This is a genomic window from Sphingomonas piscis (genome assembly GCF_011300455.1).
Taxonomy (GTDB): Bacteria; Pseudomonadota; Alphaproteobacteria; order Sphingomonadales; family Sphingomonadaceae; genus Sphingomicrobium; species Sphingomicrobium piscis.
The window spans coordinates 1,192,164-1,215,687 of sequence record NZ_CP049869.1; the positions used below are offsets into that span (position 1 = coordinate 1,192,164).

A 23,524-nucleotide genomic window follows, 5' to 3' on the forward strand; every position below is an offset into this window, starting at 1 on the left:
AACCGGCTCCCGCCTCATGGCCCCTTCGTCTAGCGGTTAGGACGCGGCCCTTTCACGGCTGAAACACGGGTTCGATTCCCGTAGGGGTCACCACGGCGCAGGATGTCCGGGGGCATCCGAGCAGTGGTGACAAGCTAAGCTTTAATCCAGAGGCGCAGCAGCCAGGCGACAGCGCCGACGGCTGCTACCCCCGCAGCCCACAGTCCCACAAACCAGGCGAGCCGCTTGACGATCAGTGGTAGCCCTCGTCACCGACCTTGCCGCGGAACACCCAGTAGGACCAGGCGGTGTAGGCGAGGATCAGCGGGATCAGCACCATTGCACCTACCAGCATGAACCACTGGCTCCGCTCCGGCGCCGCCGCCTGCCAGATCGACACGCGGCCGGGGATGACGTCCGGCCAGATCGATATCCCCAGGCCAGCCATCGTCAGCAGGAAGATTCCGAGAGCGAGCACGAACGGGTGCCAGTCGCGATCGCGCTTCAGGCTGCGCCAGAGGAAGGCGAACGTCCCAAGGACCAGCAGCGGCATCGGCAAAGCGACCAGCAGGCCGGGATAGTCGAACCAGCGCTCGAAATATTTCCGCTCCACGAAGGGCGTCGCCAGGCTGACGACGCCGATGGCGAGCAGCAGCCCCGGCGCGGCAATGCGGGCAAGGCGGCGCGCGTCCTCCTGCAACGGTCTTTCGGTCTTCCAAACCAGCCAGCATGCCCCGAGCAGCGCATAAGCGACGACGAGGCTGGCGCCGGTCAGCAGGCTGAAAGGGCTGAGCCACTCCCACCAGGCCCCGAGTAGGAGCGGCCGACGACGGTGATCCCCTGGAGCAGGGCTCCGAGCGTGACGCCCTGCATGAAGGTGGCGATCAGCGAGCCGGCGCAGAAACCGAAGTCCCAGAATCGGCGATGGTTGGGATCGCGCCACCGGAACTCAAAGGCGACACCTCGGAACACCAGCCCAAGCAACATGGCGATCAGCGGCGCATAAAGCGCCGGCAGGATGATCGCATAAGCCAACGGAAAGGCGGCGAGCAGGCCGCCGCCGCCCAGCACCAGCCACGTCTCGTTACCGTCCCACACCGGCGCGATGGCATTCATCGCCTGGTCGCGTTCCCTTCCCACCCGGAAAAAGGGAAAGAGGATGCCGACCCCGAGGTCGAAGCCGTCCATCACGACATAGGCCGCGACCGCGAAGGCTATGACGAACGCCCAGACGACCGTTAGATCCATCAACGATCCTCCACGGCTGGTGAAGGGGTAATGCCCGCCGTTCGGATGGGTGCGCCAAGCGGGTCGGACTCGCCCGGGTGCGGCGGCTTCGCCATCAGCTTCAGGATGTACAGCGTGCCGGCGCTGAACACGGCGAAGTAAACGATCACGAAGGCGATCAGCGATCCCGTCACGCCTGGCGCCGCGATCGGCGACACGGCATCCTCGGTCCGCAACAGATTGTAGATGACGTACGGTTGGCGCCCGACCTCCGTCGTCACCCAGCCGGCAATCACGGCGACGAACCCACTTGGACCCATCACCAGTGCGAAACGGTGCAGCAGCCTCGATTCAAACAGCCGCTTGCGCACTCGCATGAAGAGGCTGAGCAGCCCGAGCGCGAGCATCAGGAACCCCAAGCCAACCATGATGCGAAACGACCAGAAGACGATCCAGACCGGCGGCCGCTCGTCCTTCGGCACCGTCTTGAGGCCACGCACCGGCGCATCGAGGCTGTGGTGCAGGATCAGCGACGACAGCTTGGGAATGCCGACGGCTGCGTGCACCGTCTCCTTCTCGTCATCGGGAATGCCGAAGATCAACAGGGGCGCGCCAGCGGGATAGCTGTCGAAATGGCCTTCCATCGCCATCACCTTCTGCGGCTGATGTTCCAGCGTGTTGAGACCGTGAAGGTCGCCGACGAAGATCTGAAGTGGCGCAACCAAGGCGGCCATCCACATCGCCATTGAGAACATGGTCCGGACCGCCGGATGATCCCGGCCTTTGAGCAGGTGCCAGGCGCCGACGCCGCCGACCACCAGGGCAGTGGTCAGGTAAGCGGCGATCACCGTGTGGACGAGGCGATAGGGAAAACTGGGATTGAAGATGATCGCCAGCCAGCTCGGGCCGGGCACGAACTGCCCCTGGGCGTTCATCTCGTAACCGGTCGGCGTCTGCATCCAGCTGTTGACGCTGAGGATCCAGAAGGCGGACATGCAGGTGCCCGCCGCCACCATCAGCGTGGCGAAAAAGTGCAGCTTCTTGCCGACGCGTTCGAGTCCGAACAGCATCACGCCGAGGAAGCCCGCTTCCAGGAAGAAGGCGGTCAGCACCTCATAGGCCATCAGCGGCCCGATCACCGGTCCCGCCCGGTCGGAATAGACCGACCAGTTGGTCCCGAACTGGTAGGACATGACAATGCCCGACACGACGCCCATCGCGAAGGCGATGGCGAATATCTTCAGCCAGTAGCGGAACAGCTGCAGGAAGCGGTCCTCGCCCGTCTTCAGCCACAGCCCCTCGAGCACCGCCAGGTAGGAGGCCAGGCCAATCGAAAAAGCCGGAAAGATGAAATGGAACGAGACGGTGAAGGCGAATTGCGCGCGCGCAAGAACCAGAGCCATGTCGCCGTCGGACATGGCGAGCCTCTAGAGCCTCGGCCGCGTCATGTGAATTGCAGAAAGCTTACTTCAGCCGCTCCGCATGCCAGCAGACATGATCGGCCATGAAGGTCGATATGAAATAGTAGCTGTGATCGTAGCCGGGCTGGCGGCGCAGCGTCAGCGCAATGCCCGCATCGTCACAAGCGCGCTCGAGCATTTCCGGCTTCAGCTCGGTGTCTAGGAAGTTGTCCGCGGTGCCGACATCCACCAGCACTTCGTCCAGCATCGCGCCGTCTTCGATCAGCGCGACAGTGTCATGTTGCCGCCATGCAGAACGATCGTCGCCGAGATAGCCGCCCAGCGCCTTCTGCCCCACGGCACCTGCCCTGGCGCAACAATTGGCGCGAAGGCTGAGACGCTCCGAAAGCGCTCCGGACGACGCAGCGCTACGGTTAGAGCGCCGTGTCCGCCCATGGAGTGGCCGGTGATCCCCTGCCGCGCCATGTCCCCGGGGAACTCGGCCGCGATCAGCGCGGGCAGTTCTTCCGTGACGTAGGTCCACATTTTGAAATGCTCGGCCCACGGCTCCTGCGTCGCGTCGAGGTAGAAGCCGGCGCCCTGACCAAAGTCGTAGGCGGGATCGTCCGCGACACCCTCACCGCGCGGGCTTGTGTCCGGTGCGACGAAGATCAGGCCGTGCTCGGCGCAAGCAGCGCGATACTCGCCCTTCTCCGTGACGTTGGCATGCGTGCAGGTCAGGCCCGAAAGGTACCACAAGACCGGGCACTTGCTCCCGCCCTCAACCTGAGGTGGCAGGTAAATGGAGAAGGTCATGTCCGTGCCGGTTGCTGCCGACGCATGCTTCACCACCAGCTGCCGCCCGCCGTGCGAGCGGTTCTCCGAAACGATCTCCATCAATAGACCACGACGCTGCGAATGCTTTGGCCCGCATGCATCAGATCGAAGCCTTTGTTGATTTCCTCGAGGCTCAGCACATGGGTGATCATCGGGTCGATCGCGATCTTTCCGTCCATGTACCAGTCGACGATCTTGGGAACGCCGGTGCGACCCTTCACGCCGCCAAAGGCCGTGCCGCGCCAATTGCGGCCGGTGACGAGCTGGAACGGGCGGGTGGCGATCTCCTTGCCTGCTTCGGCAACGCCGATGATGACGCTGGTGCCCCAGCCGCGGTGGCAGCATTCGAGGGCGGTGCGCATCACCTCCGTGTTGCCGGTGGCGTCGAATGAGTAGTCTGCGCCGCCGTCGGTTAATTCGACCACCTTGGCGACGATTTCCTCGCGGCTTAGCCCCTTGGTGTTGAGGAAGTCGGTCATTCCGAACTTGCGGCCCCACTCCTCCCGGTCCGGATTGATGTCGATGCCGATGATCTTGTTCGCGCCGACCAGCTTGGCACCCTGGATGACATTGAGGCCGATGCCGCCGAGGCCGAACACCACGACATTGTCGCCTGCCTGGACCTTGGCCGTGTTGGTCACCGCTCCGACACCCGTGGTGACGCCGCAGCCGATGTAGCAGCTGGTCTTGAACGGCGCGTCCTCGCGGATCTTCGCGACGGCGATTTCGGGAAGCACGGTGAAGTTCGAAAAGGTCGAGCAGCCCATGTAGTGGAAGATCTGCTGACCCTTGTAGCTGAAGCGGCTGGTGCCGTCCGGCATTAGGCCCTTGCCCTGCGTCGCACGGATGGCGGTGCAGAGGTTTGTCTTACCGGAAAGACACGATTTACACTGGCGACACTCGGGCGTGTACAACGGGATGACGTGATCGCCCGGCTTCACGGAAGTGACGCCAGCACCGACCTCGCGCACCACGCCCGCGCCTTCATGGCCGAGGATCGAAGGAAAGATGCCTTCACTGTCCAGCCCGTCCAGCGTGTAAGCGTCCGTGTGGCAGATGCCCGTGGCCATGATCTCCACGAGCACTTCGCCGGCCTTCGGCCCGTCGAGGTCGAGCTCGACGATCTCCAGCGGCTTCTTGGCTTCGAAGGCGACGGCTGCACGGGTCTTCATGAAGGCTCCTATTCGAATTCGACGATGATCTGATCGACGGCGACGCTTTCCCCGGCGCCTACCGGGGTCGCCTTTACCGTCGCCGCCTTGGTTGCGCGAAGAATATTCTCCATCTTCATCGCTTCCATGACGGCCACGGGCTGACCGGCCTCGACCTTGTCGCCCACTTGAACGTCCATTCGGGTGACGAGGCCCGGCATCGGTGCCAGCAGCAGCCGCGAAAGGTCGGGCGGCACCTTTTCGATCATGTGCCGCGACAGCTCAGCGACATGCGCAGGCAACACCTGAACCTTATGGCTTGCCCCGCGGGTGATGAGCCGCCAACCGCGTCCATCGCGAGCGACGCGAACCGTCCTCACCCGCCCACAAACATTCGCGGTCAACAAACGTTGCCCAGGCGACCAGCTGCCGACGATCTCGGCGGGCTCGCTGCCGTCGACCGATACCAGCATGCCGCCGTCATAGCCGTCGATCGTGACACGGTGATCGCTCTTCCCGACCTTCACCACATGCTCGCGCGAGGGTGGCACCGGCCCGTTCAGCTGATCCGTGATCAGGGCAGCGCATTCCTCCTGCCGGGTCGCGATCATGGCAGCCAGCGCTGCCAGGTCGGCGATTAGCTCAGCGTCCGCTGGCGAGCCTTCGAAGCCGTCCGGATATTCCTCTGCGATGAAGCCCGTCGTGATCTCGCCCGAACGGAAGCGTGGGTGCTGCATCAGCGCCGACAGGAAATCGACGTTATGGCCGATTCCTTCGATCTCGAACGCGTCGAGCGCTTCGATCTGGGTGTCGATCGCGGCGTTGCGAGTCGACCCCCAGGTCACCAGCTTGGCGATCATCGGGTCGTAGAACATGCTGACCTCGCCGCCCTCGAAAACGCCATCGTCGACGCGGATCACGCTATCGCCCGAACGCTCTTGTGCGGGGGGCGAATAGCGGACCAGCCGCCCAGTGCTCGGCAGAAATCCTCGGTATGGGTCTTCGGCATAGACACGCGTTTCCACCGCCCAGCCATTCAGCGTCACATCCTCTTGCGTGAACGCTAGCTTCTCGCCCGCCGCAACGCGGATCATCTGCTCGACCAGATCCAGTCCCGTGACCTCCTCGGTCACCGGGTGCTCGACCTGAAGCCGGGTGTTCATCTCGAGGAAGTAGAAGCTTTGGCCCGTCCGGTCGGCGCCGGAGACGATCAGCTCGACAGTGCCGGCGCTGAAGTAGCCCACTGCTCGCGCCAGCGCGACGGCCTGCTCGCCCATCGCTGTGCGCATCTCAGGCGTGACGAACGGCGACGGCGCCTCCTCCACCACCTTTTGATGGCGGCGCTGGATCGAGCATTCCCGCTCGCCGAGGTAGAGGATGCTGCCATGCTTATCCCCGAGCAGCTGGATCTCGATGTGGCGCGGCTGTTCGATGAACTTCTCGATGAAGACGCGGTCGTCGCCGAAGCTCGCCAGCCCCTCGCGCTTGGTCGCCTCGAAGCCATCGCGAACATCCTGCTCAGACCAGGCGAGCCGCATGCCCTTGCCGCCGCCGCCGGCCGAAGCCTTCATCATCACCGGATAGCCGATCTCGCCCGCAATCCGCACCGCATCGTCGGTCGTCGCAATGTCGCCGAGGAAGCCGGGCACGACATTGACGCCCGCCGCCTGCGCCAACTTCTTGGACTCGATCTTGTCGCCCATTGCCGCGATCGCGTTCGGCGGCGGCCCGATAAAGGCGATCCCCGCCTCCTCCAGCGCCCGCGCAAAACTCTCCCGCTCCGACAGAAAGCCATAGCCGGGATGCACCGCCTCTGCCCCCGTCGCCTTGCACGCGTCGATGATCAGCTCGGCCCTGAGATAGCTTTCGGACGCCGGCGCCGGCCCAAGCCGAACACTCTCATCCGCCATGCGCACGTGCGGCGCACGGGCGTCGGCATCGGAGTAGACCGCAACGGTCTTGATGCCCATGCGCTTGGCCGTGCGGATTACCCGACACGCGATCTCGCCGCGATTAGCGATAAGAATTTTGGAGAACATCTACTCTGCGGCCTCATCAAGCGGCGAACGGTTATGACCAAGGAGGCGTAGAACCTCATCCGCCGCGTCCGCAAGGTTGGTCCCCGGTCCGAAAATCGCCTGCACGCCCGCCGCACGCAGCATCGCATAGTCCTGTGCCGGGATGACGCCGCCGGCGACTACCTTGATGTCGGCGCGGCCCATCTCCTTGAGCGTTTCGATCAGTTCGGGGATCAGCGTCTTGTGGCCGGCCGCGAGGGAGGAGGCACCGACCACGTCCACGCCGCTCTCAACCGCGAGTTCCGCCGCCTCGCGCGGGGTCTGAAATAGAGGACCGGCGATTACCTCGAAGCCAAGGTCACCGAAGGCTGAGGAGACGAGATTGGCGCCGCGATCGTGGCCGTCCTGGCCCATCTTGGCGACGAGGATGCGCGGCTTGCGGCCGAGGCGGGTGGCGACGGATTGCGTGCCCTCGACGGCGCCCTGCCAGCGCGCGTCGGAGCGCTGGCCGTAGATGCCGCGCACGGGATCGACGGCGGTGTGGTAGCGGCCGAAGGCGCGTTCGAGCGCGTCGGAAATTTCGCCAAGCGAGCAGCGCACCCGCGCGGCTTCCACACTCAGCTCCAGCAGATTTTCGTTGCTGCGAGCGCCCGCCTCCAGTGCATCCAGTGCCGCCCGCACCTTTGCCTCATCCCGGCTCGCTCGCATAGCATCGAGCCGCGCGATTTGGCCTGCACGGACCCGCATGTTGTCAACGTCGAGGATGTCGATCTCGGATTCTTGCTCCAGCCGGTATTTGTTCACGCCGACGATCACCGTTTCGCCGGTGTCGACCTTCGCCTGCCGAGCGGCCGACGCTTCCTCGATCCGTCTTTTCGGAAGACCTTCTGCAACCGCCTTGGTCATGCCGCCATGCGCCTCGACCTCTTCGATCAGCGACCAAGCCTTCTCCTCCAGCTCGCGAGTCAGCGCCTCGACATACCAGCTGCCGCCGAGCGGATCGGCGACGGCAGTGACGCCGCTTTCCTCGGCCAGGATCAGTTGCGTGTTCCGCGCGATCCGCGCCGAGAAGTCGGTCGGGAGCGCGATCGCCTCGTCGAAGCTGTTGGTGTGCAGGGACTGGGTGCCGCCGAGTACCGCCGCCAACGCTTCGACGGTGGTGCGCACGACATTGTTGTAGGGGTCCTGCTCGGTCAGCGACACGCCGCTGGTCTGGCAGTGGGTGCGCAGCAATTTCGACTTCTCAGAATGGGCGCCGAGCTGCGTCATGATGCGCGCCCAAAGCGTTCGCGCCGCGCGCAGCTTGGCGACCTCCATGAAAAGGTTCATGCCGATGCCGAAGAAGAAGCTCAGGCGCGGCGCGAACGCGTCGATCGCCAGCCCCCGCGCGGCTGCCGCCCGTACATATTCCATTCCGTCGGCGAGCGTATAAGCGAGCTCCTGCACCGCCGTCGCACCGGCCTCGTGCATATGGTAGCCGCTGATTGAGATGCTGTTGAACTTCGGCATCTCCGCCGACGTGTAGGCGATCACGTCCGACACGATCCCCATGCTCGGCTCGGGGGGTAGATGTAAGTGTTGCGGACCGCGAACTCTTTCAGGATGTCGTTCTGGATCGTGCCGGTCAGCGCCGAGCGCGGCACCCCCTGCTCCTCCCCCGCGACGATGTAGAAGGCCATGACTGGCAGCACCGCGCCATTCATCGTCATGCTGACGCTCATCTCGCCCAGCGGGATGCCGTCGAACAGCAGTTTCATGTCCTCGACGCTGTCGATCGCGACGCCCGCCTTGCCGACGTCGCCCGTGACGCGCGGATGGTCGCTGTCGTAGCCGCGGTGGGTAGCAAGGTCGAAGGCGACGCTCAGCCCCTTCTGCCCGGCCGCCAGGTTGCGGCGGTAGAAGGCGTTGCTCTCTTCGGCGGTGGAGAAGCCGGCGTACTGGCGGATCGTCCAGGGACGGCCCGCGTACATGGTGGCATAAGGTCCGCGCGTATACGGCGGCAGGCCCGGCCAGCCGCTGTCGATTTCCCGCACATCCTCCGGTCCGTAGACCGTCTTCAACCTAATGCCTTCCGGCGTCTCGCGGCTCAGGTCCTTGCCCTTGCTCTCCTGCCCCGCGAGTTTCTCCCAATCCTCATGGCTGGGGTGATCTGTCATGCCTGCGGCTTAGCGCGGCTTTGACCCAACCTCCACCCCGTGCCGTCTCCTTGAAAGTGGTTCGCTGATCGACTTAGAACGCGCAGGCCGGCGGCAAAGGCAGCTAAGCCCTCGCGGTTTCGCGGCGAAGCGTCTAGGCGCATCGGCGTCATGGCCGCCGTCGTTCCCGAATATCGTCACATCAGCGATTGGATATTCGATCTCGATAATTGCCTCTATCCCGCTTCAACGGGCCTGTTCGACCTGATCGACGAACGCATGGGCGCCTACATCCAGCGCTTGCTCGACTGCGACGCGGTCGAGGCCCGACGAGTGCAAAAGTCCCATTTTCACGAACATGGGACGACTCTTGCGGGTCTGATGAAGAACCATGGTGTCGATCCGCACGAGTTCCTTGCCGACGTACACGCCATCCCGCTGGACCGGGTGCAGCCAGATGAGCGGCTCTCCACCGGCTTGGCTCGGCTGCCCGGGCGCAAGTTCGTTTTCACCAACGGCGATGCTCCATACGCCCGGCGGGTACTGGAGGCGATCGGCGTCGGCGATCACTTCGAGCATCTGCACGACATCCACGCCGCCGACCTTCGGCCCAAGCCTGACCGGCATGGCTACGAGTTGCTTTGCGCGCAGTTCGATATCGATCCACGAAAAGCCGCGATGGTCGAGGATATGGCTCAGAACCTGGAGCCCGCGAAGGCGCTCGGAATGACAACCGTGTGGGTCGACAACGGATCGGAACGCGGCAATTACCGCGCCGACCAGGGCTTTATCGATCATCGCATCGCCGATGTCGGCGAATGGCTGGAATCCATCCTAGAGGACGACGAATGACCGACCAATTGCAGCAGATCATCGATCAGGCTTGGGACGCGCGCGAGGGGATCGGCCCGGGCACGACGGGCGACGTGCGCGACGCAGTTGAGCAGGCACTTGCGCTGCTGGATTCGGGCGAGGACCGCGTTGCGGAGAAGAGCGACGGCAGTTGGGTCGTAAATCAGTGGTTGAAGAAGGCAGTGCTGCTGTCCTTCCGGCTGGCGCCCATGGAGATGATCTCCGGCGCCCCTGGCGGCGCGCATTGGTGGGACAAGGTGCCCTCAAAATTTGCCGGCTGGGAAGCCCGGGAGTTCGAAGCCGCGGCCTTCCGGGCTGTCCCAGGGGCGGTGGTCCGGCGTGGCGCTTACATCGCGCCTGGCGCGGTGTTGATGCCCAGCTTCGTCAACATCGGCGCCCGCGTTGGCGAAGGAACGATGGTCGACACCTGGGCGACCGTCGGAAGCTGCGCCCAGATCGGCCGCAACGTCCACATCTCAGGCGGTGCAGGGATCGGCGGAGTGCTTGAGCCGCTGCAAGCCGGACCAGTGATCATCGAGGACGACTGCTTCGTTGGCGCCCGTTCGGAAGTGGCGGAAGGTGTCGTGGTCGAGCAGGGCGCGGTGCTGTCAATGGGCGTCTTCATCGGGGCGTCGACCAAGATCGTCGACCGGGCGTCCGGCGAAGTCTTCTACGGGCGCGTGCCGGCCTATTCGGTGGTGGTGCCAGGAACACTTCCCGCCAAGGACGGCGGGCCGTCGCTCGCCTGCGCCGTCATCGTCAAGCGTGTCGACGAGCGCACCCACTCCAAGACCAGCATCAACGAGCTTCTCCGCGACTAGCTCGATAAGCTGAGCTTATGACGGCGCGGCGGGCATTTGTTCGCCGCTGCCGGCGCTCTGCGGTACATAAAGCGCCATGAGCGCGCGCGACCACACCGGAACGGCAGACGCTGGCGCGACCGCGCCTGGCGCAATCAACCAGACCATGGGATCGCGCGAGTGGGGTATCCTCCTTTTCCTGGCGCTGATCTGGGGCGGATCATTTTTCTTCATCAAGGTCGCAGTCAGCCATGTGCCGCCGCTGACCTTCGTCTGGGTGCGCGTGACGATCGCGGCATTCGCATTGATTGCGTACACCAGCCTGCGTGGCGAGCAGGGGCTTGTCGGATGGCGCTTGATGGGACCGATGCTGATCGTCGCCTTGCTCAACAATGTCGTGCCGTTCCTGATGTTCGCCTGGGCCAACACCCAGATCGCGAGCGGCCTCACCTCGATCCTCAACGCGACGACTCCGCTGTGGGGCGTCTTGCTGGCCCACCTCTACACCGATGACGAGCGAATGACTCGAAACCGGCTGTTCGGCGTCATCGTCGGGATCGGAGGCGTGGCGCTGATGATGGGGCCGGCGATCTTCGGCCAGCTCGGCAATGGCTTGGTGGCGCAGCTTGCGTGCCTCGTCGGCGCCTTCTCCTATGCCGTCGCCGGCGTTTATGCCCGGCGATTCAAGAAGATGGCCGTGTCCGCGATGTCGGTTACGTCCAGCCAGTTGGCCGTGTCCGCACTGCTCCTCCTGCCGGTCACCTTGCTGTTCGATCGGCCCTGGACGGAGACGTTCCCGCCCCTTGGCGCGGTCGCTGCAATTTTGGGGCTGGCGCTCGTCTGCACCTCGTTTGCCTACGTCCTCTACTTCCGGCTGATCGAGACCTCGGGTGCGAGCAATGCCCTGTTGGTTCCGATCCTTGTGCCACCGACGGCAATCCTGCTCGGTGGGCTGTTTCTCGGCGAAGATTTGCACGCCCGTGATTTTGGCGGATTGTTGCTGATCGCGCTTGGACTGGCGGCGATCGATGGGCGGATCTTCAGCCTTTGGCGGCGGCCGTCGCTTCGGCCAGCAGCTTAGCCGCTTCAGGGCCGGACCAGTCCAGCTCACCGGTGTAGCGCCAGACTTCCTTGCCGGTTGCATCATAAAGGATGGTCGAAGGCAGGACCTGCACGTCCAGCGCGCCCGCCAGCGACATCTTCGGATCGTGCCAGACCTCAAGGCCGTCCAGCTTCTTATCCGTCAGCCAAGCGTCCACCGTCGTCCGCTCGCCCATATCCTGGGAGACCGCGATGACGTTGAGGTCCCCGCCTCGCTTCGACAAGGCGACGAGGGTCGGCAACTCCTTGACGCAGGGCCCGCACCAGGTGGCCCACAGGTTGACCAGCAGCGGCTTGCCTTCAAGCTCGGCAAGCTGACCCGGATCGCCGTCCGGGTCGGTCAGCATGGCGTCCGGAATCGATGCACCCTTGTGGCTGCGGTCCACGCCCTTGGCTGGCACCCCTTGAGCCGCGGCGGACGCGTTCGCTTCGGCTCCTTGCTGCTCTGAAGCCTTTTGCGTATCGCAGCCCGCGACCGCAGCTGCCGCCAGGAGAAGAACAATCAGCCGCACCGGCAACTCCAATCAGATGTGGGGCGGACGCTTTGCGGGCGGGCCGGCCGAACTGATGCGGGAGATAAATTGCTCCATTGGCGTCGACAAGCGATTGTGGCGGCAGGACATCGCCGGAAGTCGGGCGCATGCCGCCATGCTGAAGGCGCAGGGCGTGCTGACGACAGAGGACGCAGCGGCGATCGATGCAGGATTATCCACGATCGCGGATGAATATGCAGCGGGGAAGCTGGTCGAGGATCCGGCACTCGAAGACATTCACATGCATATCGAGCATCGGCTTGGCGAGCTGATCGGGCCGGCCGCCGGTCGGCTGCATACCGCGAGGTCCCGCAACGACCAGGTAGTGACCGACTTCAAGCTGTTCGTCCGCGACTGCATCGATGAAGCCGTCGCGGCCCTCGCAGAGCTGGAGGATGCGCTGCTTGCCCGCGCCGAGGAGCATGCCGGCAGCATCATGCCCGGCTTTACCCATTTGCAGTCGGCGCAGCCGGTGACGCTTGGTCACCACCTGCTCGCCTATCGTGAAATGGCGGTGCGCGACCGGAGCCGCTTTGCGGATGCGCGGGCGAGGCTCAACGAAAGCCCGCTCGGGTCCGCCGCGCTTGCAGGCACGGGCTTTCCGATCGATCGCAAGGCGACGGCGGAGGCGCTGGGCTTCGACCGCCCAACGGCGAACAGCCTCGACGCCGTCTCGGACCGCGACTTTGCCGTCGATTATCTTCATGCGGCGACGCTCTGCTCGGTGCATCTCTCGCGGCTGGCGGAAGAAATCGTGATGTGGGCGTCGCAGCCATTCTCCTTCATCGCGCTCCCCGACGCCTGGTCTACCGGTTCGTCGATCATGCCCAACAAGCGCAATCCCGACGCGGCGGAACTCGTTCGTGGGCACAGCGCCCGCATCTTGGGCGACCTCGTCAGCCTTCTGGTGCTGTTGAAGGGACTGCCGCTCGCATATTCCAAGGACCTTCAGAACGATAAGCCGCCTTTGTTTGACGCCCATGACCTGCTGATGATCTCGCTCCAGGCGACGGCGGGGATGATCCGCGACCTGACCTTCCGCACGGATCGCATGCGGGCGGTTGCAGCGGCTGGCCACGCAACGGCGACCGACCTTGCCGACTGGCTGGTTCGAGAGGCTGACGTCCCCTTTCGCGAGGCGCATCATATCGCCGGCCGAGCAGTGGCCCTGGCCGACGAGCGCGGCGCCGCGCTCGATGAGCTGTCGCTGAGCGATCTTCAGGGCGTAGATCCAAGGATCACCGAGGCGGCGCTCGGCGTCCTTTCAGTCGAAGCTTCGGTTGCCGCTCGGCGGTCATTCGGCGGCACTGCGCCGGATCAAGTCAGAGCGGCAGTCGCGGCCGCTCGGGGGTCCCGGCAGTGAAGCATCTAGTCGTTCTTGCCGGGGCCGTTCTACTCGCCGGCTGCGGCAGCGTCCGCCCGCTTCAACCTGCGCCAGGCGAGACCCTGCCGGTCAAGCCGCTTTTCGCGAAACAAACGCCGAAGCCGGAGCAACTGCTCACCATCCCGGACATCGCCCGTCCCAAGCGCGTCGACGAATTGATGCGCCGTTCGGAACCGCGCGAGCCCGACCGCTTTGATCTTCCACCGCCGTCCGGCGGCGCTGTTTCCCCGGTTGCCGGGGACGACCAGCCGATCGACAACCAAGATACGGGGCCCGTTCAAACACAATGACCAAGCCTGTCCGCAAAGCCGTCTTTCCAGTCGCCGGGCTCGGCACCCGACTGCTGCCCGCAACCAAGAGCATCCCCAAGGAGATGATCACGGTCGTCGATCGGCCGCTTATTCAATATGCGGTGGACGAAGCGCGCGAGGCCGGGATCGAGCAGCTGATCTTCGTCACCGGGCGCGGCAAGGCAGCGTTGGTCGACTATTTCGACACCTCGTTCGAGCTTGAGGCGACGATGAAGGGCAAGGGCAAGAGCCTGGAGCCGCTTCGATCATCACGCGTGGATTTCGGTGAACTGGTCACGGTTCGTCAGCAGCAGCCGCTCGGCCTCGGCCACGCAGTTTGGTGCGCGCGGGAGATCGTCGGCGACGAGCCGTTCGCAGTGCTGCTTCCCGACGAACTGATGATGGGCAAGCCCAATTGCCTCAAGCAGCTGGTCGAAGCCTATGAGAAGGTCGGCGGCAACGTGGTCGCAGCGTTGGAGATTCCGGAAGAAGAGACGCACCAATACGGCGTCATCGATCCAGGCGCCAAAGACGGCCGCCTGACGGAGATCCGCGGCATGGTGGAAAAGCCGAAGCCAGGCACGGCACCGTCCAACCTGATGCTACCGGGCCGCTATATCCTGCAGCCCGAAGTCATGGCGGAACTGGATGCGCAGGAACCCGGCGCCGGCGGCGAGATCCAGCTGACGGACGCCATGGCCAAGCTGATCGGCAGGCAGCCGTTCCACGCCTACCAATTCGATGGCGAACGCTACGATTGCGGCAATGCGGCAGGCTTCGTCATCGCCAACCTGGCCGTTGCCATGCAGCGTGCCGACGTGGCGCCGCAGGTGAAGGCGTTTCTCGGGGCCTAGGGCTCCAGTTCGACGTCCCAGTAGAGATAGTCCCGCCAGCTATCGTGGAGATAGTTGGGCGGGAAGCTCTTGCCGTGGTCCTGCAACTGCCAACTGGTCGGGCGGATGGGCTCGCGCTCAATATGCATGTGCGCTTGGGCAGGTGTGCGGCCGCCCTTGCGGAGATTACAGGGGGCACAAGCGGTGGCGACATTCTCCCACGTCGTGCGGCCGCCCTGTGCGCGGGGAATGACGTGATCGAAGGTCAGCTCCCGGTGCGATCCGCAATAAACGCAACGGAAGCGGTCGCGGAGGAAGAGGTTAAATCGGGTAAAGGCCGGATACTCGTTCGGCTTCACGAACTGGCGGAGCGCGATTACGGACGGCAGCTTCAGCGCTCGGCTGGGGCTGTGCACTTCTCGGTCGTAGAGCGAGACCACGTCGACCCGCTCAAGGAACATGGCCTTGATCGCGGTCTGCCAGGGCCAAAGGCTCAAAGGATAATAGGACAGCGGCGTATAATCCGCATTAAGCACCAAGGCGGGGCAGCTGTCAGGATGGCGGATGAGGTCAGGATGATACACGAGCGCGCAGAAGCCTTTCGTTCGGTTGGTCCGAACTGCAGCTCCCCGGCCCCGTCGCACGCCCCGGATGGGCAGAGAGGAGAGGGCACCCGGCCCGTCTTCCCTTGTGACCCGCTGGATGCCAACCCAGCGTGACAAGCATATGAATCGGAGATTGCAGATTCCCCGTCAAGACTCCTTCGCGGAAACTTTCGCGCGGCGATGACCACCAGCCGCTTTGCGCCTTCACCAACGGGCCGGCTGCACCTCGGGCATGCCTATAGCGCAGCACTCGGGCACCAGCGCGCCCGGGCGAGCGGCGGACGATTCCTCCTGCGCGTGGAGGATCTCGATCAAAGCCGCAGCCGGCCTGAGTTTGTCGACGGCATCGAAGAAGATTTGCGTTGGCTTGGCCTGCGATGGGACCAGCCGCCGATCGTCCAATCGGAGCGCATAGAGGCTTATCGTGAAGCGCTAAGCCGTTTGAGGGCCGAAGATCTGATCTACCCGTGCTTTTGCACGCGCGCGGACATCGTTCAGGTGGCGGCAGCGCCGCACGGCGACCCCGGCCTGTTCTATCCTGGCACCTGCAGGGGTCTCCCCGACGACCCAGAGCGGCGCGCAACGACTCCGCACAGCTGGCGCCTGGACTCGGCGAAGGCGGTTGCCCGCTGCGGCCTGCCGGGTTGGCAGGAAGAGGATGGCACCGCGTTCGAAGCGACATCGGCCGACATCGGTGATGCCATCCTTGCGCGCAAGGATGCGCCGGCAGCTTACCACCTTGCCTGCGTCGTCGATGATGCCGCCACCGGCGTGACGTTGGTCGTGCGCGGCACCGACCTGAGGCCATCAACACCGATCCAGCGGCTGCTTCAAATCCTGCTGGACCTGCCGGAGCCCACCTATCTGCACCACCCGCTGGTGCTGCACGAAAACGGAAGGCGGCTGGCGAAGCGCGATCTCGCACCCACGTTGGCGGCGATGCGCGACACAGGTGTAGATGGCGCCCACCTTGCGAAAATGCTTGCTACCGGCGTCGTGCCGGGTGGTTTTCGCCTCGGCACGCCCTAAATAAGAGACATGAACGTCCTTCTCATCATCCTGCTCGTCGGCCTCATGGGTGCGACGCTCTACGTGCTTGTTCGCGGTGTTGTCGCGATGGCGTCCGGCAAGGACGTGACCGGACAGGCGCAGCAGAACTGGATGCGCAAGCGCGTCCTGTACCAGGGCGTCGCCATCATGGTGGTCGCGCTGATCCTGCTGCTCGCGTCCGGCAAATAGGTGGTCAAGCTCAACGCGATCTACACCCGCACCGGCGACGGCGGGAGCGCAGGTCTCGTTGATGGATCGCGGGTCAGCAAGGCGAGCTTGCGCATGGCCGCGATCGGCGAGGTCGACGAGGCCAATGCGGCCATCGGCTTGGCACTGTCGCATGCCGACGATGAAGCGCTTGGCCAGCAACTGACGCGGATCCAGAATGAACTGTTCGACCTCGGCGCCGACGTCGCGACGCCGGGCGATGTTCAGGGCGCGCTCCGGATCGTGCCCGAGCAGGTCGCACGTCTGGAGATCGACCTCGATGCGCTCAATGCTGACCTGGAGCCGCTCACCAGCTTCATTCTCCCCAGCGGCTCGGCGGCGGTGTCGTCGCTTCACATGGCGCGGACGGTGGTTCGGCGGGCCGAGCGCGCCTGCGTGGCCTTGAACGAGGCGGAAGTGCTGAACCCGCACCTATTATCCTACCTCAATCGTTTGTCCGACTTCCTGTTCGTCGCCGCCCGCGCGACGGCAAACCGCACCGGCGGCGATGTGCTATGGCAGCCGGGAGCAACGCGGACCTAGCCCTTAGGTCCTGTCGGCACTGGTGGGGCGCGCGGTTGTTTAACAAGGGTTAGCAACTATGTGGACGCCAAGCGCATGACCCTTAAAGCCGTCGCCATCAACTGCACCCTGAAGCGAAGCTCGGGCAAGCCGTCGTCCACCGACGCGATGATCCGCCTTATCGGTACCGAGCTTGGCAAGCATGACGTCGAGCTTACGGAAACGATCCGCATTGCCGATCACAACATCCTGCCCGGCGTGAGTTCGGACGAGGGCCATGGCGACGAGTGGCCGGACGTCCGCTCACGCATTCTGGCCGCGGACATTCTGATATTCGGAACGCCGATATGGCTTGGGCAAATGTCGAGCCTCGCCAAGATGGTGACCGAGCGAATGGACGCCTTCTTGAGCGAGACGGACGACCAGGGTCGTATGCCTAGCTTCGGCAAGGTCGCGGTGGCGACGATCGTCGGCAATGAGGATGGCGCCCATCATGTCACCGCAACCCTGTTCCAGGCGCTGAACGATGTAGGATGGACCATTCCTGCGGCGGCAGCCTGCTACTGGGTCGGCGAAGCAATGGGCAAGACCGACTTCCAGGACTTGCCGCAGGTGCCGGACAATGTGCAGGAAACGGCGGCGATGCTGGCGTCCAACGCTGCACATCTCGCCAAGCTGCTGCAAGTGCACGCCTATCCGGGGGTTGAACAGGCGCAGTGAACCTGCCGATGAATCAGCAGAGCGCGACGATACCGACCGTTTTGGAGCGGCTGCGAAGCACGCGCGCGCTGACCCTGGCGCTGGCCGAGCCGCTGTCGGATGCCGACGCAACGATCCAGCCGTTCGACGATGCATCGCCGGCCAAGTGGCACTTGGCGCACACGACCTGGTTCTTCGAGACGTTCGTTCTGCGCGACCACCAACGGGGCTACCGGCCGTTCGACGAACGCTTCGCCTACCTGTTCAATTCTTATTACGAGACGGAGGGAGAGCGGCACCCACGCCCACGGCGCGGAATGCTGAGCCGGCCGACACTTGACGAGGTGCGATCCTGGAGGACGCATGTCGACGCCGCGCTGGAGCAGATCCTGCCGACGCTCGGGCGCAGCGCGATCGAACTGGTGGAGCTTGGCATCCACCATGAACAGCAGCATCAGGAGCTGTTCCTGACCGACATTCTCGCCACGTTTGCAGCCAACCCGGTGGAGCCCGCCTACGGATCGCTGGCGCCGAACAATGGCAGTGACGTTGCGGCAATGACCTTTCGTGAGGGACGCAGCGGTATCGTTCAGGCGGGCGCACGCGCGCTGGGCTTTGCCTTCGACGCCGAGCGCCCTCGCCACGACGTTCTGCTTCACCCACATGCCATTGCCGATCGCCTCGTCACCAATGGCGAGTGGCGCGATTTTATGGAGAATGGCGGCTACCGCGATCCGGCCTTGTGGCTGTCCGAAGGCTGGGCATGGGTGTGTCGCGAAAGGGTCACGGCGCCCCTCTACTGGCGCGAGGATGGGACCAGCTTCACGCTTGGCGGACGCCGCGACATCGATTGGGCGGCCCCAGTGTCCCACGTCAGCTATTTCGAAGCCGACGCTTTTGCCCGCTGGGCCGGAGCGCGGCTTCCGACTGAATTCGAGTGGGAAGCCTTCGCGGCCGACAAGGATGCAAGCGCAGGCAACCAGCTCGATGAAGCCGGGGCAGTCGCCCCGCGCGCAGGAGAGCGCCTGTTCGGTGACGTCTGGAATTGGACGCAGAGCGCCTTTGCGCCCTATCCGGGCTTCAAGACCGCCAATGGCGCAGTTGGCGAATATAACGGCAAGTTCATGTGCGGGCAGTTCGTTCTGAAGGGCGCCAGCTGCGCCACGCCGCGCGGCCACTCGCGCGCAAGCTACCGCAATTTCTTCCCGCCGCACTCTCGGTGGCAGTTCACGGGAGTGCGCCTTGCTCGCGATTGTTGATCCTCAACTGGAAGCCTTCCGCAACGACGTGCTTGCCGGCTTGTCGGCGCCGATCCCCGCGGTGCCCGCCCGCTGGTTCTACGATCAGCGCGGGTCGGAGCTGTTCGACGACATCACGCGGCTGCCAAGCTACTATCCTACCCAGGTCGAAACCAGGTTGCTGCAGGATGTCATGCCGGAGATTGCCGCGTGCATTCCGGAAGGGGCGGCAGTTGTCGAGTTCGGCGCCGGATCACAGACGAAAACCCCTATTCTGCTCGAGGCGGTTGCCCCCGCGGCTTACGTGCCGATCGACATCTCGGGCGATTATCTGGAGCAGTCAGCGGCCGAGCTTCGGGACCAGTTCGAGGGGCTGAAGGTGTTACCGGTGACCGCCGACTTCACCCGCCCATTCCACCTTCCGGAAGGCGTCGAGCCGCTGCCGAAACTGGGCTTCTTCCCGGGTTCCACCATCGGCAACTTCGTTCCGCGCTCCGCCACCGACCTGCTGCGCCACTTCCGCGACCTGCTCGGCACGGGCGCGCTGCTGCTGATCGGAATGGACCGGGTGAAGTCCGTGAAAAGGCTGATTGATGCCTACGACGATCCTGAAGGCGTCACCGCGCAGTTCAATCTGAACCTGCTTCACCGCATCAATCGCGAGCTCGATGGCGACATTCCCGTGGACGCCTTTCGCCATGAGGCGCGCTGGAACGACATATTGTCACGCATCGAGATGCACCTGGTTGCCACCCGTGACGTGCGCTTCACCGTCTCCGGCCAGCCATTCGACTTTGCTGCCGGATCGTCGATTCACAGTGAGAACAGCCACAAATATGGCGAGCGCGGCGCACGCCTGCTGCTGCTCGCCGGCGGCTGGACGCCGCTGCGGGAGTGGTCGGACGAAGCCGGCGATTTCTGGATCATCCTTGCCGAGGCGCAGCCGCTTCGCTTTGCGCCCTAAGGGGCAAGTTGCGGCTATCTTCAACGGCGGCTAATTGCGATCCATGCTCCATGCCATTTTCTCTGTCGGCCACCTGCTGCTGAACGTCCTTTGGTGGGTGGTGATCATCCAGGTGGTCCTAAGCTGGCTGTTCGCCTTCAACGTGCTGAACACCAGTTCCAACGGCATTCGCCAATTTGCCCTGGCCATGGAGCGGCTGACAGATCCGATCTATCGGCCAATCCGCCGCATCCTGCCCGACTTCGGAGGAATAGACTTCTCGCCGCTGGTTCTGCTGATCCTTCTGCAAATCGGCCACATCCTGTTGAACGGCGTGGAAGCCAGCCTGCTCACCGGGCAGCCATGACCGCGCGCCTCATTGACGGAAAGGCCGCCGCGCTTTCACTCCGGGAACAGGTGCGGGTCGCAGCAGGCACCTTCGCACAGGCTGCCGGACGCCGCCCAGGGCTTGCCACGGTCCTCGTCGGTGAGGATCCGGCCAGCGCCGTCTATGTCCGGTCCAAGATCAAGGCCACCGGTGAAGCTGGTCTCGAGAGCTTTCATCACAAGCTGGACGACGCCACCAGCGAGGAAGATCTGCTCAGCCTGGTTGCGGACCTCAACGCGGACGAGCGCGTCGACGGCATCCTCGTCCAGCTACCGCTTCCGACCCAGATCGATGCCGCCAAGGTTATCGACGCCATCAGCCCGGACAAGGATGTCGATGGCTTTCACGCCCTCAATGCAGGCCGTCTGGCGACGGGCCTGGACGCACTGGTGCCCTGCACGCCGCTCGGCTGTCTGAAGCTGCTGAGGGCAGAACTGGGCGATCTGTCGGGAAAGAATGCGGTGGTGATCGGCCGTTCAAACATCGTCGGCAAGCCGATGGCCATGCTGTTGATTGGTGAAAGCGCAACGGTCACCGTCGCCCATTCGCGAACGGCGGACCTGCCGGGCGTCGTGCGGCAGGCGGACATCGTCGTCGCGGCGGTCGGCCGGCCCGAAATGGTGAAGGCCGATTGGATCAAGCCGGGGGCCACCGTCATCGATGTCGGCATCAATCGCGTACTGACCGACGATGGGAAGGGCAGGCTGGTGGGCGACGTGGCCTTTTCAGAGGTCAGTCAGGTTGCGGGTGCAATCACACCCGTTCCGGGCGGGGTCGGACCCATGACCATCGCCTGCCTGCTTCGCAACACCCTGGTAGCTGCGCACCGCCGCGCCGGGCTGACGGTCCCACAAGAGCTGTGACCTGCCGATGATCGAGCTGTTCGGGTCGGCGCTGGTCACTTTTCTGGTGATCATCGATCCACCGGGTTGCGCTCCGATCTTTGCCAGCCTGACGCGGGGTGCCCCTGCAGCTTACCGCCGGTCGATGGCAATCCGCTCGTCGGCCATCGCCTGGGCCATCCTGTTGTTCTTCGCTCTGCTCGGCCGCCCGATGCTTCATGCGCTCGGGATCAGTCTCGCGAGCTTTCGGATCGCGGGTGGGATCATGCTGTTCATGATCGCGCTCGACATGGTGTTCGAACGGCGCACCCAGCGGCGGGAAGAACGGGCACAGTCGATCGAAGGTGATGCCGAGCACCACGATATCTCCGTCTTTCCGATGGCCATGCCGATGATCGCCGGCCCTGGGTCGATCGCGAGCGCCATGCTGTGGGTATCGCGGGCGGACGGCGCGGCCGCCACCCTGACGGTGCTGGCGGCAATCACCACCGTCATGCTGATCACCATGGCCGCGCTCCTCGCCGCGCCCGCCATCCTTCGGCTGATGGGCGAGCGGATCGAGGCGGTAATCACGCGCATTCTCGGTGTGATCCTGACTGCGCTGGCGGCGCAGTTCGTGATCGACGGCCTGAAGCAGAGCTTTCCGCAGCTCGCCTAGCGCACCACCCTCCACATTCTGAACGGTGAGCCCTTCGGCAGCGGGATGGGTGTGAGCCACTCGGGGATCTGGTCGTTGGCGAGTTGACCGTAGAAGCCCTCCGGGGCCTCCGCCCGGAAGATCGTCGTGGTCGACGCATTGGGGCAGGTCAGCACATAATCGGCGCGATACTTGGCGATGATCGCGTGCGCCTCCGGCTCGGACCCGCGAAACGCCTTCATGATGTCGACGATCTGCTGCGCATTCCGGTGGTAAGGTCCGGCCACCGCACTGTGATGGGTTACCGTGATCAGACGCGGGCCTGTGTCCACGAAGGTGAACACCGTCCCGCGCGGCAGGCGGGCGATCGGCCGGAAGCTGGTGATCGCGTTGCACATCCGGTTGGCGCGGTTGACCGCCTGCGCCCGCTTCGTTGGCGGCTTGTCCGGCACGGCATCGACAACCAGCGGAGCGACCGCGCCGGCGCTTGCCGCAACGAACAGCAGGACGACAAACGCTTTAAGCAGCGGGTTGGGTGAGCGCAGCTTGCTCGGGAGCAACCAGATCAACGCGGAAACGCCGATCGTGCCCAGCATCTGCGCTGCCGGACCGGTACGAGTCTGCCAAAAGAGCAGCGCCGTCGCCGTAAGGCATGGCAGTGCGATTGCGATCACCTTCAGCAACGCCGTGCGATCGTGACGACGAAACCAGGCCAGCACGCCCCAACCCAGCAGGCCGCTGAGGGGATGGAAAGGCTTAGCGTCGCCGTGCGCCAGCCGTGCATGGTGATCGGGCGCGCCTCGCGCACATGGCTGAGCCACAGGTCGACCGCCTGAGGCGTGAAACCCTCCAGGCGGCTGAGGCAGCTTGGCCAGGCGAGCGCGTGGAAGACGGCGATGATGCCGCCAGCCAGCACCGCCAAGCCTAGCCGTTTTCGCCAGTCGGCGGGAGAGAGCCAGGATAGGATGAACAGTGAAGCACCCCCGATCAGGGCGTCGGACAGCCAGACCGGCGACAAGGCGTCGCACACCGCCAGGCGGTTGTCGTACGAAGCGAACAGCAGGAAGCCGAAGGCCGTGCCGCCGGCAAGGGTGATGCCATAACTCGCAAGGCGCCGTCGCTCGCGATCATCCGCAACCCAGAACAAGGTCACCGCCGCGGCTGCGATGCCGAGATAGATGAGCATTTCCAGACCGATGGAGAGCGAAAGGGCCGTTGCAAGCCCCACCACCATCCCGCCACGCGCGGGCTTCGCGTCGGCCAGGCCCGCCATCGCCAATGCCAAGAATGCGAGCTGCCAATTGTGATGATCGATGCGGAGCGGCACGAACATTCCAAGCGCCGATCCAGCGTAGATCAGTACGACGGCCGGAAGGAGAAATGAGCGCGGATCGATGAGCCGGCGCGCCACGAGTGCCAAGCAGGTGAGCGTAAGCGCCAATGGCAGCAGCGGTGCAATCGCCGTCGCCGCCATCTCCGCCGACGCGCCGCCGACAAATGGTCGAAGGAGCAGAATCAGGCCGGCGATCGGTAGATCGACCAGCCGCGACCAGTGGATGTTAGCGCCCGCCGGAGGGTTCAGCCGGTGCTGCCGAAGATCGAACCAGTCCTGCCCACGGAGCAGGTCGCGCACCTGGGCCATACGCAGATTATCGTCGGTATCCGCGAGGGCGAAAGCGTGAACCGGCCCCCACCGCTGGTTCAACAGCCATGCGCAGAAGGCCAGCCAGGCAAGCAGGACCACCCACTTCCAATGACGGTCGAGCCATTCGCCGACCCGTTCAAGAACAAGCTGATCCTTGCCTTCCCCCATTTTTGGCGCTCTAGCCACTCGCTCCCAAAGGGCAAGCACA

At 64.3% G+C, this 23,524-nt stretch carries 23 protein-coding genes, 1 tRNA gene and 3 pseudogenes; 16 read left to right on the forward strand and 11 right to left on the reverse strand.

From position 1 onward, the window contains the following. The first annotated feature begins 18 nt into the window (after positions 1-18). Positions 19-93, forward strand: a tRNA-Glu gene (locus G7077_RS05850). 41 nt (positions 94-134) lie between these two features. Here G7077_RS05850 and G7077_RS05855 read toward each other — a convergent pair. From G7077_RS05855 to scpA, 7 genes and pseudogenes are all read right to left on the reverse strand, one after another. Then, positions 135-209 (reverse strand): hypothetical protein, encoded by a 75-nt coding sequence (locus G7077_RS05855; RefSeq protein WP_246167505.1) that lies wholly within the window; start codon positions 207-209, stop codon positions 135-137. Positions 210-232: 23 nt separating this feature from the next. Then, positions 233-1,227: pseudogene (cydB, locus tag G7077_RS05860) on the reverse strand (cytochrome d ubiquinol oxidase subunit II). Beyond that, positions 1,227-2,624, reverse strand: coding sequence for a cytochrome ubiquinol oxidase subunit I (locus G7077_RS05865; protein WP_166410892.1), 1,398 nt, complete (start codon positions 2,622-2,624; stop codon positions 1,227-1,229). Before G7077_RS05865 ends, cydB begins: the two are co-directional and overlap by 1 nt. 46 nt (positions 2,625-2,670) lie before the next feature. After that, a pseudogene (gene fghA, locus G7077_RS05870) lies at positions 2,671-3,503 on the reverse strand (S-formylglutathione hydrolase). Next, a complete protein-coding gene (locus tag G7077_RS05875) occupies positions 3,503-4,615 on the reverse strand; it encodes an S-(hydroxymethyl)glutathione dehydrogenase/class III alcohol dehydrogenase (RefSeq protein ID WP_166410893.1) in 1,113 nt (370 codons plus the stop codon). Before G7077_RS05875 ends, fghA begins: the two are co-directional and overlap by 1 nt. Positions 4,616-4,623: 8 nt before the next feature. Next, the gene (locus tag G7077_RS05880; protein ID WP_166410894.1) at positions 4,624-6,633 is read right to left on the reverse strand and encodes an acetyl-CoA carboxylase biotin carboxylase subunit; all 2,010 of its coding nucleotides are present in this window, start codon (positions 6,631-6,633) and stop codon (positions 4,624-4,626) included. Next, positions 6,634-8,768: pseudogene (gene scpA, locus G7077_RS05885) on the reverse strand (methylmalonyl-CoA mutase). Between the two features lie 150 nt (positions 8,769-8,918). Here scpA and G7077_RS05890 point away from each other — a divergent pair. From G7077_RS05890 to G7077_RS05900, 3 genes are all read left to right on the forward strand, one after another. Further along, on the forward strand, positions 8,919-9,599 hold the full coding sequence (locus G7077_RS05890) for a pyrimidine 5'-nucleotidase (protein ID WP_166410895.1): 681 nt from the start codon (positions 8,919-8,921) through the stop codon (positions 9,597-9,599). After that, a complete protein-coding gene (dapD, locus tag G7077_RS05895; RefSeq protein ID WP_166410896.1) occupies positions 9,596-10,420 on the forward strand; it encodes a 2,3,4,5-tetrahydropyridine-2,6-dicarboxylate N-succinyltransferase in 825 nt (274 codons plus the stop codon). Before G7077_RS05890 ends, dapD begins: the two co-directional genes overlap by 4 nt. A 76-nt stretch (positions 10,421-10,496) precedes the next feature. After that, positions 10,497-11,480 (forward strand): DMT family transporter, encoded by a 984-nt coding sequence (locus G7077_RS05900; RefSeq protein WP_206367707.1) that lies wholly within the window; start codon positions 10,497-10,499, stop codon positions 11,478-11,480. Here G7077_RS05900 and G7077_RS05905 read toward each other — a convergent pair. After that, positions 11,440-12,012 (reverse strand): TlpA family protein disulfide reductase, encoded by a 573-nt coding sequence (locus tag G7077_RS05905; RefSeq protein ID WP_246167427.1) that lies wholly within the window; start codon positions 12,010-12,012, stop codon positions 11,440-11,442. The genes G7077_RS05900 and G7077_RS05905 overlap by 41 nt on opposite strands. A gap of 16 nt (positions 12,013-12,028) precedes the next feature. On the opposite strand from G7077_RS05905, the gene argH reads away from it, so the two are divergent. From argH to galU, 3 genes are read left to right on the forward strand one after another with little or no spacing between them, the layout of a single operon-like run. After that, positions 12,029-13,396, forward strand: coding sequence for an argininosuccinate lyase (gene argH, locus G7077_RS05910; RefSeq protein WP_166410898.1), 1,368 nt, complete (start codon positions 12,029-12,031; stop codon positions 13,394-13,396). Next, positions 13,393-13,707 carry a hypothetical protein gene (locus G7077_RS05915; RefSeq protein ID WP_343040022.1) on the forward strand — a complete coding sequence of 105 codons (315 nt, stop codon included), beginning with the start codon at positions 13,393-13,395 and terminating at the stop codon, positions 13,705-13,707. The genes argH and G7077_RS05915 overlap by 4 nt, the downstream gene beginning before the upstream one ends. Further along, complete coding sequence (galU, locus tag G7077_RS05920) at positions 13,704-14,561, forward strand: UTP--glucose-1-phosphate uridylyltransferase GalU (RefSeq protein ID WP_166410899.1); 858 nt, start codon at positions 13,704-13,706, stop codon at positions 14,559-14,561. The genes G7077_RS05915 and galU overlap by 4 nt, the downstream gene beginning before the upstream one ends. Here the strand turns inward: galU and G7077_RS05925 are convergent. Beyond that, entirely contained in the window at positions 14,558-15,124 is a 567-nt protein-coding gene (locus G7077_RS05925; RefSeq protein ID WP_166410900.1) for an HNH endonuclease, read from the reverse strand. The two genes, galU and G7077_RS05925, sit on opposite strands and share 4 nt — an antisense overlap. Positions 15,125-15,325: 201 nt before the next feature. Here G7077_RS05925 and gluQRS point away from each other — a divergent pair, with 201 nt between their 5' ends. From gluQRS to G7077_RS05970, 9 genes are all read left to right on the forward strand, one after another. Next, entirely contained in the window at positions 15,326-16,174 is an 849-nt protein-coding gene (gene gluQRS / locus G7077_RS05930) for a tRNA glutamyl-Q(34) synthetase GluQRS (RefSeq protein WP_166410901.1), read from the forward strand. 9 nt (positions 16,175-16,183) lie between these two features. Continuing rightward, on the forward strand, positions 16,184-16,384 hold the full coding sequence (locus G7077_RS05935) for an HIG1 domain-containing protein (RefSeq protein ID WP_166410902.1): 201 nt from the start codon (positions 16,184-16,186) through the stop codon (positions 16,382-16,384). Beyond that, positions 16,385-16,945, forward strand: a complete 561-nt coding sequence (locus G7077_RS05940; protein WP_166410903.1) for a cob(I)yrinic acid a,c-diamide adenosyltransferase — start codon at positions 16,385-16,387, stop codon at positions 16,943-16,945. A 75-nt stretch (positions 16,946-17,020) separates the two neighbouring features. Further along, positions 17,021-17,644: a flavodoxin family protein gene (locus tag G7077_RS05945; RefSeq protein WP_166410904.1), complete on the forward strand. Its 624-nt coding sequence runs from the start codon at positions 17,021-17,023 to the stop codon at positions 17,642-17,644. Positions 17,645-17,652: 8 nt separating this feature from the next. Next, a complete protein-coding gene (gene egtB, locus G7077_RS05950) occupies positions 17,653-18,882 on the forward strand; it encodes an ergothioneine biosynthesis protein EgtB (RefSeq protein ID WP_166410905.1) in 1,230 nt (409 codons plus the stop codon). Further along, positions 18,866-19,825, forward strand: coding sequence for an L-histidine N(alpha)-methyltransferase (egtD, locus tag G7077_RS05955; RefSeq protein WP_166410906.1), 960 nt, complete (start codon positions 18,866-18,868; stop codon positions 19,823-19,825). Before egtB ends, egtD begins: the two co-directional genes overlap by 17 nt. Positions 19,826-19,868: 43 nt before the next feature. Further along, a complete protein-coding gene (locus G7077_RS05960; protein WP_166412354.1) occupies positions 19,869-20,171 on the forward strand; it encodes a YggT family protein in 303 nt (100 codons plus the stop codon). Next, positions 20,168-21,055 (forward strand): bifunctional methylenetetrahydrofolate dehydrogenase/methenyltetrahydrofolate cyclohydrolase FolD, encoded by an 888-nt coding sequence (folD, locus tag G7077_RS05965; protein ID WP_166410907.1) that lies wholly within the window; start codon positions 20,168-20,170, stop codon positions 21,053-21,055. The genes G7077_RS05960 and folD overlap by 4 nt, the downstream gene beginning before the upstream one ends. A 7-nt stretch (positions 21,056-21,062) precedes the next feature. Further along, the gene (locus G7077_RS05970; protein WP_166410908.1) at positions 21,063-21,692 is read left to right on the forward strand and encodes a MarC family protein; all 630 of its coding nucleotides are present in this window, start codon (positions 21,063-21,065) and stop codon (positions 21,690-21,692) included. Here the strand turns inward: G7077_RS05970 and G7077_RS05975 are convergent. Together G7077_RS05975 and G7077_RS05980 are read right to left on the reverse strand one after the other, a co-directional pair. Then, positions 21,689-22,390: a hypothetical protein gene (locus G7077_RS05975; RefSeq protein ID WP_166410909.1), complete on the reverse strand. Its 702-nt coding sequence runs from the start codon at positions 22,388-22,390 to the stop codon at positions 21,689-21,691. The genes G7077_RS05970 and G7077_RS05975 overlap by 4 nt on opposite strands. Continuing rightward, positions 22,348-23,484: a hypothetical protein gene (locus tag G7077_RS05980; RefSeq protein WP_166410910.1), complete on the reverse strand. Its 1,137-nt coding sequence runs from the start codon at positions 23,482-23,484 to the stop codon at positions 22,348-22,350. Before G7077_RS05980 ends, G7077_RS05975 begins: the two co-directional genes overlap by 43 nt. Between the last annotated feature and the right edge of the window lie 40 nt (positions 23,485-23,524).

Coding starts and splice junctions, on each gene's coding strand:
- galU (WP_166410899.1), top strand. CDS start 13,704: ATGACCAAGCCTGTCCGCAAAGCCGTCTTTCCAGTCGCCGGGCTCGGC.
- G7077_RS05865 (WP_166410892.1), bottom strand. CDS start 2,624: ATGTCCGACGGCGACATGGCTCTGGTTCTTGCGCGCGCGCAATTCGCC.
- dapD (WP_166410896.1), top strand. CDS start 9,596: ATGACCGACCAATTGCAGCAGATCATCGATCAGGCTTGGGACGCGCGC.
- gluQRS (WP_166410901.1), top strand. CDS start 15,326: ATGACCACCAGCCGCTTTGCGCCTTCACCAACGGGCCGGCTGCACCTC.
- G7077_RS05880 (WP_166410894.1), bottom strand. CDS start 6,633: ATGTTCTCCAAAATTCTTATCGCTAATCGCGGCGAGATCGCGTGTCGG.
- G7077_RS05945 (WP_166410904.1), top strand. CDS start 17,021: ATGACCCTTAAAGCCGTCGCCATCAACTGCACCCTGAAGCGAAGCTCG.
- G7077_RS05890 (WP_166410895.1), top strand. CDS start 8,919: ATGGCCGCCGTCGTTCCCGAATATCGTCACATCAGCGATTGGATATTC.
- G7077_RS05875 (WP_166410893.1), bottom strand. CDS start 4,615: ATGAAGACCCGTGCAGCCGTCGCCTTCGAAGCCAAGAAGCCGCTGGAG.
- G7077_RS05970 (WP_166410908.1), top strand. CDS start 21,063: ATGATCGAGCTGTTCGGGTCGGCGCTGGTCACTTTTCTGGTGATCATC.
- G7077_RS05980 (WP_166410910.1), bottom strand. CDS start 23,484: ATGGGGGAAGGCAAGGATCAGCTTGTTCTTGAACGGGTCGGCGAATGG.
- G7077_RS05960 (WP_166412354.1), top strand. CDS start 19,869: ATGCTCCATGCCATTTTCTCTGTCGGCCACCTGCTGCTGAACGTCCTT.
- argH (WP_166410898.1), top strand. CDS start 12,029: ATGTGGGGCGGACGCTTTGCGGGCGGGCCGGCCGAACTGATGCGGGAG.
- egtB (WP_166410905.1), top strand. CDS start 17,653: ATGAATCAGCAGAGCGCGACGATACCGACCGTTTTGGAGCGGCTGCGA.
- folD (WP_166410907.1), top strand. CDS start 20,168: ATGACCGCGCGCCTCATTGACGGAAAGGCCGCCGCGCTTTCACTCCGG.
- G7077_RS05900 (WP_206367707.1), top strand. CDS start 10,497: ATGAGCGCGCGCGACCACACCGGAACGGCAGACGCTGGCGCGACCGCG.
- G7077_RS05935 (WP_166410902.1), top strand. CDS start 16,184: ATGAACGTCCTTCTCATCATCCTGCTCGTCGGCCTCATGGGTGCGACG.